This window comes from Pseudomonas sp. YuFO20 (assembly GCF_035064975.1).
Classification (GTDB): domain Bacteria; phylum Pseudomonadota; class Gammaproteobacteria; order Pseudomonadales; family Pseudomonadaceae; genus Aquipseudomonas; species Aquipseudomonas putida_AE.
In genome coordinates this window covers 109,558-122,269 of the sequence record NZ_JAXDEO010000003.1, presented here as the reverse complement: position 1 = coordinate 122,269, position 12,712 = coordinate 109,558, and the positions used below count along the sequence as shown (strand labels likewise).

Below are 12,712 nucleotides of genomic sequence, written 5' to 3'. Positions count from 1 at the left end.
CCGGCAAGCCGGCTCCTACAAGGATCAGCGGCGGGTCAGGGGCTGCTGGGTGAATTCCACACCCGCCAGGCCATGCACCATCAACGCCCGGATATTGCCATGATCGCTGCCCTCGGGCGTCGCCAGCACCGAACGGTAATGCTCGCCGAACGCCAGCAGTGCTTCGTCATCGCTCAGGCCTTCCAGCAATGCCAGGCCCAGGGTCTTGCACGAGCCTTCGTTCTGCCCGGCGGCGTTTTCCACGCCGCCATTGTTGAAGGCCTGGGGCTGGTAGTCGTAACCGGCGGCAATGAATGCCAGGGTGTCGGCGAAGACGTGTTCGCCGCTCTTAAGGCTGGCGCGCAGGGTGTTCAAATCACTCATTGGGTTTTCCTTTGGCGAACGCCGCTTGTTGTTCGGCGCTGGCTTCTTGCTGAAATTGGGCTTTCCACTCGGCGTACGGCATGCCGTAGACCACTTCGCGGGCGTCATCGAGGCTGACCTCGATCTGGCGCTCGTCGGCCGCGGCCTTGTACCACTTGGACAGGCAGTTGCGGCAGAAACCGGAAAGGTTCATCAGGTCGATGTTCTGCACATCCTTGCGGCTGTCCAGGTGGGCCACCAGCCGGCGGAAGGCGGCGGCTTCGAGCTCAAGGCGTTCTTGATCGGTCATGGGGGGCTCTGTGAGACAGCTTCAAGCGGCAAGCTTCAAGCTGCAAGATGGTTGGCGGTGAGGTGCAGTTTACAGCTTGCGGCTTGAAGCTTGAAGCTAGCGGCTCGCTGCAAGCGTTATCGACACCGACTCGGCGAATCGCAGGGCGTGGGGCTTGTCGACTTCGACTTCGGCGTACAGCACCGACTCGTTGGCCATGACCAGGTCCAGCAACTCCTGGGTCAGGCGTTCGAGCAGGGCGAAGCGATTGCCTTCCACGTGGGCGATGATCGCCTTGGTGATGGTGCGGTAGTTCAGCGCGTGATCGATATCGTTGTCGCGCACCGCTTCCTGGGCTGCGTACAGAATGGTGAGGTTGATCAGCACATCCTGCTTGTTGAGGATTTCATCCTCGTTGATGCCGATGTAGGTGCGCAGGCACAGGTCCTTGACCCGGATGCGCGCCATGCCTGGTTGAAGTTGTGGCATTGCTACTTGCTCCGTCCAATCAATTGCAGGAACTCCTGGCGTGTGTTGCTCGATTCGCGGAAGGCGCCGAGCATCACCGAGGTGTTCATGGTCGAATTCTGTTTTTCGACGCCGCGCATCATCATGCACATGTGCTGCGCTTCGATGACCACGGCGACGCCGGCCGCGCCGGTCACCTGTTGCACGGCGTCGGCGATTTGCCGGGTGAGGTTTTCCTGGATCTGCAGGCGACGGGCGAACATGTCCACCAGCCGCGCAAGCTTCGACAGCCCCAGCACCTTGCCCGTTGGAATATAAGCCACATGCGCCTTGCCGATGAAGGGCAGCATGTGATGTTCGCACAGCGAATACAGCTCGATGTTGTCGACGATCACCATTTCATCGTTGTCGGACGCGAACAAGGCGCCGTTGATGATTTCCTCGACACTTTGCTCGTAACCATGACACAGGTACTGCATGGCCTTGGCCGCGCGCAACGGCGTATCACGCAGGCCTTCGCGATCTGGGTTCTCTCCGAGCCCGATGAGGATCTCGCGATAGCTCTGTGACAGGCCGTTCTGGGGTAGGGAAAGCGTCATGGAAGTTCCTCAGGGACACTTATTTGATGTGCCTTCCGCCGTTGACGGTCAGGGTGGTGCCGGTGACATAAGGGTTGTCGAGCAGATAACGCAGGCTCTGATAGATCACTTCGCTGCCAGGTTCGATGCCCAGCGCGGATTTGGCCAGTGCCTTGGCGCGATAGGCCGCATCATCGTCGGGATTGAACAGTAGCAGGGCGGGGGCGATTCCGTTGACCTTGATACCGGGCGCATATTTGGCGGCGAAGGACAGGGTCAGGCTGTCGAGCCCGGCTTTGCTGGCGCAGTAGCCGATGTGCTTGCTGCTGCCCTTGCGGGTCACGTCATCGCTGATGTGCACGATGTCGGCGGGGCTCGAGCGTTCGAGCAGGTCGGCGCAATGCAAGTTGATCAGGTAAGGCGCCAGCATGTGCACGCTGAACATGCGGGTGAAGGCCGTGGCATCGGTCTCCGGTGTTTCGGCCAGCCATTCGGAGGCGTTGTGGATTATCGCTCGCAGGCTGTCGGTATGGGTTTTCAGTTCACTGATGAAGGTGACGATCCCGGCTTCGCTGGAGAAGTCCGCGAACAGCCCGATCGCCCCCAGGTCACGCAGGGTTTGCACGCCGGGACGTTCACTGCGGTAACTGAAAATCACCCGATGACCGTCTTCGAGCAAGCGCTGCGCGCAATGCAGGCCGACACGCTGGCCGGCACCGGTGATGAGAATGGGGGCTGCGGTAGAGGTCATGAACGGCTCGCATCGCGGTAAGAGCAAAACTATACCAGCGACGCGGGCGGTCTACCTATTTCAGCGGTTTTGGGTGGACGGTCGAACAGGCAACGGTCGTGCAGATGTGCCATTCAACCAATTGGCCAACAAACGGGTCGACAACGGAATGAAGAAATAGACCATCAACGGCGTCAGGCACAGGGTGCTGATCAGTACGCGAGGCAGCAGCGTCGTCTCACTCAGCAACGGCCCAAGCACAAAATTGAACAACAGCGACACCGGAAAAAACGCCAGCCAGATCGCAACTGCCTGTTTCCAGCGCGGCGGGCGTTGTCCTGCCGCGCCGAACCAGCCTTCGATGCCACTGACCCGATGTTCCTTCGGGTGAGCGAACAGATCGCTGCCACGGGCCAGCCAGGCGGTACGCGAAGCCGAGTGCTCCCAGGCGTGCAGCGTCGGCTCGTCGGCGAAGCGGAAGATGATCTGGAATTCGTTATCGTCAGGCGGCGGAGCGAGCACGCCGGAGCCCAGGTAACCGGGGAAGTCGGTGGCCAGTTGTTCGCCTTCGCGCAACCAGACCATCAGGTCCTGATAACGCCCATCGGCGACGCGGCGCGCCACCATCAGCGTGACGGGGGAGGTAGACATCATGTATCTCCGTAAACAAATGCGTCGCTCCGGGTAGGAGTTTCGCCAGGCGCAGCGCCGGGGTGGTGGGCTGCATCTTGGGACAAGCAAAAATTATTCCTGATTCTACCCGCGACGTCAGTGGCTCGGTAACAATCTATGCCTTGAATCATAGAGGTGCAGGGGAGGTACAATGGGATTTGAACCACACATGGATGTAGGCCGATAAATGCCTGTCTTGACCGACGATGACCTGGATGTGTCACCGGCGCTCTCCCTGGAACGGGAAGAGCTTTTTCCGATTCGCGAGGTGGCGCGCCTTACCGGTGTTAACCCGGTCACGCTTCGCGCATGGGAGCGACGCCATGGCCTGATCGTGCCCACTCGCACCGAAAGCGGGCACCGCCTGTATTCGATGACCGATATCGAGCGGGTGCGCAGCATCCTCAACTGGATCGAGCGCGGGGTAGCGGTCAGCAAGATCAGCAAGATCCTGGCCAAGGCAGCGCCGTTGCAGGCACTGGCCCACATCATTCCCAACAATCTGGTGCAGGCCGATTACGCACAATGGCAGCAACAGCTCGCGGCCGCCGTCAGCGCTTTTGACGACGCCCGGCTGGAGCAGGTCTATGGGCAGATTTTTTCCAGCTACTCCCAGCCGGTTGTTTTCCAGGACATCCTTCTTCCGCTGTGGCGGCAATTGCTGCAGCGCCAGGACACGTTTGGCCGGGCCAGCGAGTGGTTGTTCCTCGATGGTTTCCTGCGCTCACGGGTGGTGCAGCGCCTGCTGTTGATCCGTGACAGGCACCCCAGGCGCGTCATCGTCAGCGCCTTGGCAGGCCAGTGTCGCGAGCTTGAATTGCTGATCGCCGCGTTGTTCCTCGCAAACGATCAAATGGGGGTGCGGGTGCTGACCACCGGCCAACCGTTCGACGAACTGACCCTGGTCTGCGAAAGGATCAAGCCCCGGGCGCTGGTGCTGTTTTCCAACCACGTCCCCAGCCCCGACTTGCCCCGGCGCCTGAATCGTCTGGCGATGAGCCTGGATTGCCCTTTGCTGCTGGCCGGTGATGCGTGCGACCTGGCGCAGGAAAACCTCGCCGGGTCATCGATCGGATGCCTGGGAAATGAGGGAACGGTGATGCGTCAGCGCCTCAACCAGTTTCTGGCGGGCAACCTGGATACCTGATGTTCAGAGGGGCAGGGTTCAGAAGGGCAGGATTCAGAGGTGCAGGGTAGGATGGGTCAAGCGATGTTGTTGCAGAATGAACTGGCGCAGGCGCTCGGTTTCATCCAGGTCGTTCTGGCTCAGTTGGTAGGCAAAGAAACCCTGCTCGGTTTCTTTTTCCAGCGTGCCACGCAAGGCGATCCGCTCATAGCCTGACGGGCTGAACCACAAGGCGAAATGCTTGGGTGCCTTGGTCTTGTTGCGAATCTCCAGCAACACCCCTTTGAACGATACTTCGTGCACCCACAGGGTGCCGGGTTGGCCCTTGGCGTTTTCCAGCGCCACCGGTTCGTCGAGCACCAGCCGCCAAGGCCGGACCGATGGCCCGCCTTCGTAAATGCTCGGCACGCCCAGGCGCAGATGCATGGCATGAAACTCGTCTTCCACCAGGTGCAGGGGGAAGGTCATTTGCTGGTTTTCGAAATTTGCTTGCAGGGTGACCTGCTCATGCGCGGCCAGGCGCGTGAGCAGGTCACGGATCTGCGACCCACCATTGACGAGCAGGCTCGACGTCGCATCCCGCACATTCAGCTGCGGGTTGTGTTGCATGGTCTGGATAAAATCCAGCTCGTCCTGGGTGAGGAGCGCGTCGCGTTGCATGGTGGGCTCGAAAAATTTAGTTACAGAGGCACTGGTGATTGTAGTTAATGACAATTAATTCGCGGTTTTGTTTTTGCCGTTCGTCGCTTTGAGCGCATCAAGCTCGGCCTGGACCTCGGCCAATTGAGCTTCAAGCTGCACCACTCGCTGCTGCGCCTTGACCTGGATGGTCACGTCCTTCTGTACGCCAATAAAATAAACCTGCCCGTCACTCGGACTTTTCACCGTCGAAAGCGACAGTTCGTTCCAGAACGGCGTGCCATCCTTGCGGTAATTGCGCAGGATTTCCCGGCAGGAGCCTTCACTGGCCAGCGCGTCACGAATCTTCGACAAGGCATCCTGGTCGCGGTCTCCCGACTGCAGGAAGCGGCAATCCTGGTAGAGGATTTCTTCGCTGGTATAGCCGGTGAGGCGTTCGAAAGCCGGGTTGACGTAGATCAGGATCTTGTCCTGATCGCCTTCCTTTTCGGCAATCACGATACCGTCGTTGGAGGCATTGATCGCCAGCTGCAGCAGCTTCGCGTTGATCATCGGTAAAACCCTTCCTTGTTGGTCGTCTGTGGGATTCTAAAAGAACAATCCAGACCGTGCTGTTAATATCCCGGTCTTTTATTCAGCTTCAGGATCAGATTGATGAAAGTCGCCATCATTTCCGGCTCGGTGTACGGCACGGCCGAAGAAGTTGCCCGCCATGCCGCCAATATTTTGAAAGACGCCGGTTTCGAAACCTTCCACAACCCCCGTGCCAGCCTCGCCGATCTTCAGGCCTTCGCGCCCGAAGCCTTGCTGGCGGTGACGTCGACCACCGGCATGGGCGAGCTGCCGGACAACCTGCAGCCCCTGTACTCGATGATTCGCGACCTGCTGCCCAGTGCCTGGCGAGGCTTGCCGGGGGCCGTGATCGGCCTGGGCGATGCGAGCTATGGCGATACCTTTTGCGGCGGTGGTGAGCTGATGCGCGAGCTGTTCGGTGAGTTGGGCATTGTCGAAGTCCTGCCGATGCTGCGCCTGGACGCCAGTGAAAGCGTGACCCCGGAAACGGACGCCGAGCCTTGGCTGGCGGAACTTGTCGACGCCCTGCGGGGCTGATCGACACCGCTGACTCGCTCGGCCATCAAGCTGGCTGCCAATGCAACTACGCGAACCTCGGAGGGTGACTAGACTCGGTAGTCATTGGAAACACTCCATAATAAAAACCGAGGTTCCTTGTCGTGAGCGTAGCCCCCGTCCAATCCGCTTCGAGCGTCAAAGACCAGGTCAGCGCTGCCGAGTGGCAGGCCCGCGTCGACCTCGCTGCCTGCTACCGCCTGGTCGCCCAGCATGGCTGGGATGATCTGATTTTCACCCACATCTCCGCCAAGGTGCCCGGCACCGAAGATTTCCTGATCAACCCTTACGGGCTGATGTTTCACGAAATAACCGCATCCAGCCTGGTCAAGGTCGATCAGGCCGGCAACAAGTTGATGGACAGCCCCTACGAGATCAACCCGGCGGGGTACACCATCCATAGCGCGGTGCATGAGGTTCGCCACGATGTCGTGTGCGTGCTGCACACCCATACGGCCTCGGGCGTGGCGGTGTCGGCGCAGCGCCAGGGCATTCTGCCGATCAGCCAGCAGTCGCTGTTTGTCCTGTCCAGCCTGGCGTATCACGGCTACGAAGGCGTTGCCCTCAACCACGAGGAAAAGGCGCGATTGCAAGCCGACCTCGGTGAAAACAATTTCCTGATGCTGCACAACCACGGTCTGCTGACCTGCGGCAGCACCATCGCCGACACCTTCCTGGCGATGTTTATCTTTCAGCGCGCCTGCGATATCCAGGTCATGGCGCAGAACGGTGGCGCCGAACTGATTGCCATCGAACCGCAGATTCTCGCGGGGGCCAAGGCGATGATTGCCGGTGTCACCAAAAGTGCTCAAGGAATGGGCGGAGCGCTGGCCTGGCCGGCGCTGCTGCGCAAGCTCGATAAACTCGACCCGGGATATAAACTCTAATGCAACTTGCCGAGATCCCCCTGAGTGTCTGGCGCAAGCGCGGCCAGACTTTCGTGTTTCGTGGTCACGCCATCCGTTACTGGACGGCGGGGCAGGGTGAGCCGCTGTTGCTCATCCATGGTTTCCCGAGCGCCAGCTGGGACTGGCATTACCTTTGGCAACCCTTGGCCCAGCGTTATCGGGTGATTGCCTGTGACATGCTCGGTTTCGGCGACTCGGCCAAACCGCTGAATCACGAGTACAGCCTGCTGGAGCAGGCCGACCTGCAACAGGCGCTGCTGGCCCACCTGGGCGTCGAGCAACCGCTGCACCTGCTGGCCCATGACTACGGTGACAGCGTGGCCCAGGAACTGCTGGCCCGGCACTACGAAGCGGGCATCGACCTCGCCAGTTGCGTCTTCCTCAATGGCGGGCTATTCCCCGAAACCCATCGCCCGGTGCTGGTGCAAAAACTCCTGCTCAGCCCGTTGGGGTGGATGATCGGCCGTGCGTTCAGTCGCGATGGCCTGGTGAAGAGTTTCCGCCAGATCTTCGGCCCGCAGACCCGTCCCAGCGAGAGCCAGATGGATGATTTCTGGAGCCTGGTCGAAAGCAACCATGGCCCACGGGTCATGCACAAATTGATTGCCTACATCCCCGAGCGGCGAGTCCAACGCGAGCGTTGGGTCGGGGCGATGCAGCGCGGCGACGTGCCGCTGCGGGTGATTGATGGCGAGGTCGATCCGATTTCCGGTGCGCACATGGTGGCGCGCTACCGTGAGCTGATCCCCAACGCGGACGCGGTCCTGCTCAGCGACATTGGTCATTACCCACAGATCGAAGCGCCATGCCAGGTGCTCAAGCACTACCTGGCGTTTCGCGACCGTTTGATCGCAATGCCGCTCAAGGTGGCTTGCTCCTAGTAGCCCTGTGGAAACCGGCCCTCGCGACCACACCCGATCCCCTGTAGGAGCTGGCTTGCCAGCGATGGAGGTCAACGATGACGCGGGGAGCCTGACACCCCGCGGTGCTCTCAGGTTTTTCGCGAGCAAGCTCGCTCCTACAGGGTTCATGCTCATCATCCCCCTGCCTTATCGCACACCATTCAGCCTCCCCCGTATTCATTGTGACCCGCAGCCCCGTGCCTGACACTCCAATCCATTGTCCCTGGCCTGCTGGAGTTCCCCATGAATGAGTCTGTGCGTTTCGAAGATAAAGTCGTGATCATCACCGGCGCGGGTGGCGGCCTGGGACGGGCGCACGCACTGCTGTTCGCCAAACAGGGCGCCAAGGTGCTGGTCAACGACCTCGGCGGCTCGACCCAGGGCGAAGGCGCCAATGCCTCGGCGGCAGACCGCGTGGTCAGCGAAATTCGTGAGGCGGGCGGCACCGCCGTGGCCAACCACGACTCGGTCACCGACGGCGACAAACTCGTCCAGCACGCCCTTGACGTCTTCGGTCGCGTCGACGTGGTGGTCAATAACGCCGGCATCCTGCGCGACAAGACCTTCCACAAAATGGAGGATGGCGACTGGGACCTGGTGTATCGCGTCCACGTCGAAGGCGCCTACAAAGTCACCCGCGCCGCCTGGCCGCACCTGCGCGAGCAAAACTATGGCCGGGTCATCTTCACCGCGTCCACCTCAGGCATCTACGGCAATTTCGGCCAGTCCAACTACGGCATGGCCAAGCTCGGCCTCTACGGCCTGACCCGCACCCTGGCCATCGAAGGCCGCAAGAACAACATCCTGGTCAACGCCATCGCCCCCACCGGCGGCACCCGCATGACGGAAGGCTTGATTCCGCCGCAAGTGTTCGAGCAACTCAAGCCGGAACTGGTCAGCCCGCTGGTGGTGTACCTGGCCAGCGAAAACTGCCAGGAAACTTCCGGGCTGTTCGAAGTCGGCGGCGGCTGGATGGGCAAGGTGCGCTGGGAACGCAGCCTCGGCGCCGGGTTCGATCCGCGGGTCGGTTTCTCCCCGGAAGACGTCGCGGCGCACTGGCAGCAGATTTGTGATTTCGAGGGCGCGGCGCATCCGAAGGACAATATTGAAGCGCTGAAGGAGATGATGGGGAATTTGCAGAAGTATTCGATCTGATCAGGCTTCATCGGGCAGAGTCCGCACGGGCTCTGCCTTTCTTCGATTTGCCCTCTTCGCTTAAAAACCTTGCCCCATAAAAAAGGCCGCTGCAAACGCAGCGGCCAAAGAAGACGTTGGATCCAGGAGCTACAAATCAACGTCGATGTACACGGGGTGATGACTCGATACGATCAAATCATCTGAAATCTGTCGCGAACCGCGAGGGCGCTTTGCGGCTGCTTTTCCGAAAGCGCAGGGCAAGAATAAGTCTTTGCCGGCCAAGGAAAAATAGCGATCGCGGAGATGCACCGTTACGGTTGGTGCAACAGTCCTGCCTGCCAGCAGCGTAGACCATGTTTCTGAATGATGCCTTCACATCCAGTGTGTCTATGCCCCCGCGTTATCCCCCGTGCCACGCAGTCATTCATCCTTTCGAGCGACACCACGAATACCTCCTTGGTGCGCTTATCGCTCCCGGCGCTCGGCAGTAGGGTGTGGCCTTCTGTCACTCACCGGGGAAGACGCATGACAAAAACAACAATGCGCGCCATCTTCACACCGCAGGCGCTGGCCGTTGCGGTGGCCTTGGGGTGCTGTGCCCAGGCGCAGGCGCTTTCATTCAACATTGGCGAAATCGAGGGCACGTTCGACTCTTCGCTGTCGGTCGGTGCGAGCTGGGGCATGCGCGATGCCGATGATGCTCTGGTCGGCATCGTCAACGGTGGCAGCGGGCAGGCGTCGACGGGTGATGACGGGCGGCAGAATTTCAGCAAGGGTGAAACTTTCTCGAAGATCTTCAAGGGTATTCACGACCTTGAACTCAAGTACGGCGACACTGGTGTGTTCGTCCGTGGAAAGTACTGGTACGACTTCGAATTGAAGGACGAAGACCGGCCGTTCAAGCCGATCAGCGATCACAATCGCAAAGAGGGCTCCAAGTCGTCCGGCGGGCAGATCCTCGACGCCTTCGTCTATCACAACTATTCCATCGCCGATCTGCCAGGCACGGTGCGCGCCGGCAAGCAGGTGGTCAGTTGGGGCGAAAGCACCTTCATCGGCAACTCGATCAACAGCATCAATCCGGTCGACGTCTCGGCTTTCCGCCGTCCCGGTGCCGAGATCAAGGAGGGCCTGATTCCGGTCAACATGCTGTTCGCCTCCCAGGGCCTGACGGACAAGTTGACGGTGGAAGGCTTCTATCAGCTGGAGTGGGACCAGACCGTCGTCGATAACTGCGGCACCTTCTTCGGCACCGACGTGGTGGCCGATGGGTGTGACAAGGGCTACACCGTGGCCAGCCCGGCCATTGCGCCACTGCAGCCGATTGCCGCTGCGTTTGGCCAGGGTTTCGAGGTCACCCGCGAAGGCGTGGTCGTTCCTCGTGGTCAAGACCGCGATGCCCGGGATTCCGGGCAGTGGGGTACTGCACTGCGCTGGCTGGGGGATGACACCGAGTACGGTCTGTATTTCATGAACTACCACAGTCGTACGCCCAACGTCGGTACCACGACGGCCGGCCTGTCCACACTGGCGAGCATTCCCGGAATTGTCGCGGCCGCCAACCGTATCGCTCCCGGTAGCGGCTCAGGCCTGGCGCAAAGCGTAATGCTCGGTCGCGGCCAGTATTACCTTGAATACCCGGAAGACATTCGCCTGTATGGCGCGAGCTTCTCCACCACCTTGCCCACCGGCACGGCGTGGACCGGCGAGATCAGCTATCGCCCCAACCTGCCGGTGCAGATCAACAGCACCGACCTGACCCTGGCGATGCTCAACCCGATTGCCGGTGGCGCCGCGTCGCCGATCCAGACTTCACCGGGTGCCGACAACAAAGGCTACCGGCGCAAGGAAGTGACCCAGGTCCAGAGCACCCTGACGCACTTCGTCGACCAGGTCGCGGGTGCGGATCGCCTGACCCTGGTGGGTGAAGCGGCCGTGGTCCGGGTCGGTGGCCTGGAGGCGCGCAGCAAGTTGCGCTACGGCCGCGACTCGGTGTACGGCCAATACGGCTTCGGTGGTGATACCGATGGTTTCGTCACGTCGACCTCCTGGGGTTATCGCGCCCGCGCCATCCTCGATTACAACAACGTCATCGCCGGGATCAATTTCCGTCCCAACCTGTCGTGGTCCCACGACGTCGCCGGCTACGGCCCCAACGGGCTGTTCAATGAAGGGGCCAAGGCGGTCAGCCTCGGCGTCGATGCGGACTACCGCAACACCTACACCGCAAGCCTCAGTTACACCGACTTCTTCGGAGGTGACTACAACGTGCTCGAAGACCGCGATTTCGTCGCGTTGAGCTTTGGCGTGAACTTCTGACCTGGCTGAAAAAGGATGAATTCAATGCGCAAGATGATTCTGCAATTGGGCACCGCCCTGGCCCTGAGCCTGCTGGCCGTCAACGTGATGGCGGCGGTATCGGCCGAAGAAGCCAACAAGCTCGGCACCAGCCTCACGCCCCTGGGCGCCGAGAAGGCCGGCAATGCCGCCGGAACGATTCCAGCGTGGACCGGTGGTATTCCCAAGAATGCGGGTGCGGTGGACAGCAAGGGCTTTTTGGCCGATCCGTTCGCCAATGAAAAACCCTTGTTCATCATCACCGCCGCGAACGTCGACCAGTACAAGGACAAGCTGTCCGATGGCCAGGTCGCAATGTTCAAGCGCTACCCCGAGACCTACAAAATACCGGTCTATCCGAGCCATCGCACGGCGGCACTGCCGCCGGAGGTTTACGAGGCGGCCAAGCGCAGCGCACTGAATGTGACGCCGACCAACGACGGCAACGGCCTGGCCAATTTCACCGGCAATCGCTACTACGCCTTTCCGATTCCGAAGAACGGGGTCGAGGTGATCTGGAACCACATCACCCGTTATCACGGTGGCAACCTGCGTCGCACCATCACCCAGGCCACGCCCCAGTCCAATGGTGATTTCACGGTCATCCGCTTCAAGGACGAAGTGGCGGTGCCGTCACTGCTGGGAGACCTGAAGCCAGGCAGCGATGAAAACGTCCTCAACTATTTCAAGCAGGAAGTCACCGCGCCGGCGCGCCTGGCGGGCAACGTGCTGCTGGTCCACGAAACCCTCGACCAGGTCCAGGAACCCCGCAAGGCCTGGATCTACAACGCCGGTCAGCGCCGTGTGCGCCGGGCACCGCAAGTGGCCTATGACGGCGTGGGCACCTCGTCCGACGGGTTGCGCACCACGGACAACTTCGACATGTTTTCCGGCGCGCCGGATCGCTATGACTGGAAGCTGATCGGCAAGAAGGAAATGTACATCCCCTACAACAGCTACAAGCTCGACTCGCCTAACCTAAAGTACACCGATGTGATCAAGGCCGGGCACATCAACCAGGACTTGACCCGCTATGAGCTGCATCGGGTCTGGGAGGTGGTTGCCACGGTCAAGCCCAATGAGCGGCATGTGTATGCCAAGCGTCACATGTACATCGACGAAGACACCTGGCAGGTGGCCCTGGCCGATCATTACGACGGTCGTGGCCAGCTCTGGCGGGTGGCTGAAGGGCACGCGCAGTTCTACTACGATCATCAGGTCCCGGCCTACACCGTTGAAGCGCTGTACGACCTGATTGCCGGTCGTTACATCGCCCTGGGGATGAAGAACGAGGAGAAGCGCAGCTTCGAATTCAACATCGCCGCCAAAGCCGGGGACTACACGCCTGCAGCATTGCGGAGTACAGGTGTGAGGTAGATTTCCTACAGCGTTTGCTCAAAAAGGTGACCTCGTGGTCACCTTTTTTATAGGGCTCGATAAGTGTGTTGAATACTTC

15 protein-coding genes and 1 pseudogene are annotated in these 12,712 nt (G+C 60.4%); 8 read left to right on the top strand and 8 right to left on the bottom strand.

What is annotated here, in order from left to right; all coding sequences use genetic code 11:
* Positions 1-24 precede the first annotated feature (24 nt).
* The 6 genes from SOP85_RS02835 to SOP85_RS02810 form a co-directional block, all read right to left on the bottom strand.
* Positions 25-363, bottom strand: coding sequence for a HopJ type III effector protein (locus SOP85_RS02835; protein WP_323626017.1), 339 nt, complete (start codon positions 361-363; stop codon positions 25-27).
* Complete coding sequence (locus tag SOP85_RS02830; RefSeq protein WP_272604657.1) at positions 356-652, bottom strand: DUF1244 domain-containing protein; 297 nt, start codon at positions 650-652, stop codon at positions 356-358. The genes SOP85_RS02835 and SOP85_RS02830 overlap by 8 nt, the downstream gene beginning before the upstream one ends.
* A 96-nt stretch (positions 653-748) precedes the next feature.
* The gene (folX, locus tag SOP85_RS02825; protein ID WP_008054404.1) at positions 749-1,120 is read right to left on the bottom strand and encodes a dihydroneopterin triphosphate 2'-epimerase; all 372 of its coding nucleotides are present in this window, start codon (positions 1,118-1,120) and stop codon (positions 749-751) included.
* A gap of 2 nt (positions 1,121-1,122) precedes the next feature.
* The gene (folE, locus tag SOP85_RS02820) at positions 1,123-1,698 is read right to left on the bottom strand and encodes a GTP cyclohydrolase I FolE (RefSeq protein WP_323626016.1); all 576 of its coding nucleotides are present in this window, start codon (positions 1,696-1,698) and stop codon (positions 1,123-1,125) included.
* Between the two features lie 19 nt (positions 1,699-1,717).
* A complete protein-coding gene (gene folM / locus SOP85_RS02815) occupies positions 1,718-2,428 on the bottom strand; it encodes a dihydromonapterin reductase (RefSeq protein ID WP_323626015.1) in 711 nt (236 codons plus the stop codon).
* 60 nt (positions 2,429-2,488) lie between these two features.
* Positions 2,489-3,058 carry an antibiotic biosynthesis monooxygenase gene (locus SOP85_RS02810; protein ID WP_323626014.1) on the bottom strand — a complete coding sequence of 190 codons (570 nt, stop codon included), beginning with the start codon at positions 3,056-3,058 and terminating at the stop codon, positions 2,489-2,491.
* Between the two features lie 208 nt (positions 3,059-3,266).
* Between SOP85_RS02810 and SOP85_RS02805 the strand changes: the two genes are divergently transcribed.
* Positions 3,267-4,226 (top strand): MerR family transcriptional regulator, encoded by a 960-nt coding sequence (locus tag SOP85_RS02805; protein ID WP_323626013.1) that lies wholly within the window; start codon positions 3,267-3,269, stop codon positions 4,224-4,226.
* Between the two features lie 33 nt (positions 4,227-4,259).
* Here SOP85_RS02805 and SOP85_RS02800 read toward each other — a convergent pair whose 3' ends face one another.
* Together SOP85_RS02800 and SOP85_RS02795 are read right to left on the bottom strand one after the other, a co-directional pair.
* Positions 4,260-4,865 (bottom strand): hypothetical protein, encoded by a 606-nt coding sequence (locus SOP85_RS02800; RefSeq protein ID WP_323626012.1) that lies wholly within the window; start codon positions 4,863-4,865, stop codon positions 4,260-4,262.
* 54 nt (positions 4,866-4,919) lie between these two features.
* Positions 4,920-5,396, bottom strand: coding sequence for a PAS domain-containing protein (locus SOP85_RS02795; protein WP_323626011.1), 477 nt, complete (start codon positions 5,394-5,396; stop codon positions 4,920-4,922).
* A 102-nt stretch (positions 5,397-5,498) separates the two neighbouring features.
* On the opposite strand from SOP85_RS02795, the gene SOP85_RS02790 reads away from it, so the two are divergent.
* From SOP85_RS02790 to SOP85_RS02760, 7 genes and pseudogenes are all read left to right on the top strand, one after another.
* Positions 5,499-5,954: a flavodoxin gene (locus SOP85_RS02790; RefSeq protein WP_323605585.1), complete on the top strand. Its 456-nt coding sequence runs from the start codon at positions 5,499-5,501 to the stop codon at positions 5,952-5,954.
* A 122-nt stretch (positions 5,955-6,076) separates the two neighbouring features.
* A complete protein-coding gene (locus tag SOP85_RS02785) occupies positions 6,077-6,859 on the top strand; it encodes a class II aldolase/adducin family protein (protein WP_323626010.1) in 783 nt (260 codons plus the stop codon).
* Entirely contained in the window at positions 6,859-7,761 is a 903-nt protein-coding gene (locus SOP85_RS02780; protein ID WP_323626009.1) for an alpha/beta fold hydrolase, read from the top strand. The genes SOP85_RS02785 and SOP85_RS02780 overlap by 1 nt, the downstream gene beginning before the upstream one ends.
* 64 nt (positions 7,762-7,825) lie before the next feature.
* Positions 7,826-7,930, top strand: a pseudogene (locus SOP85_RS02775) (outer membrane lipoprotein carrier protein LolA); the annotation flags it as partial.
* A gap of 95 nt (positions 7,931-8,025) precedes the next feature.
* The gene (locus tag SOP85_RS02770) at positions 8,026-8,937 is read left to right on the top strand and encodes an SDR family oxidoreductase (RefSeq protein ID WP_323605588.1); all 912 of its coding nucleotides are present in this window, start codon (positions 8,026-8,028) and stop codon (positions 8,935-8,937) included.
* A gap of 507 nt (positions 8,938-9,444) precedes the next feature.
* Positions 9,445-11,238 (top strand): DUF1302 domain-containing protein, encoded by a 1,794-nt coding sequence (locus SOP85_RS02765; RefSeq protein ID WP_274073975.1) that lies wholly within the window; start codon positions 9,445-9,447, stop codon positions 11,236-11,238.
* 24 nt (positions 11,239-11,262) lie between these two features.
* A complete protein-coding gene (locus tag SOP85_RS02760) occupies positions 11,263-12,633 on the top strand; it encodes a DUF1329 domain-containing protein (protein WP_274073974.1) in 1,371 nt (456 codons plus the stop codon).
* Positions 12,634-12,712: the final 79 nt, after the last annotated feature.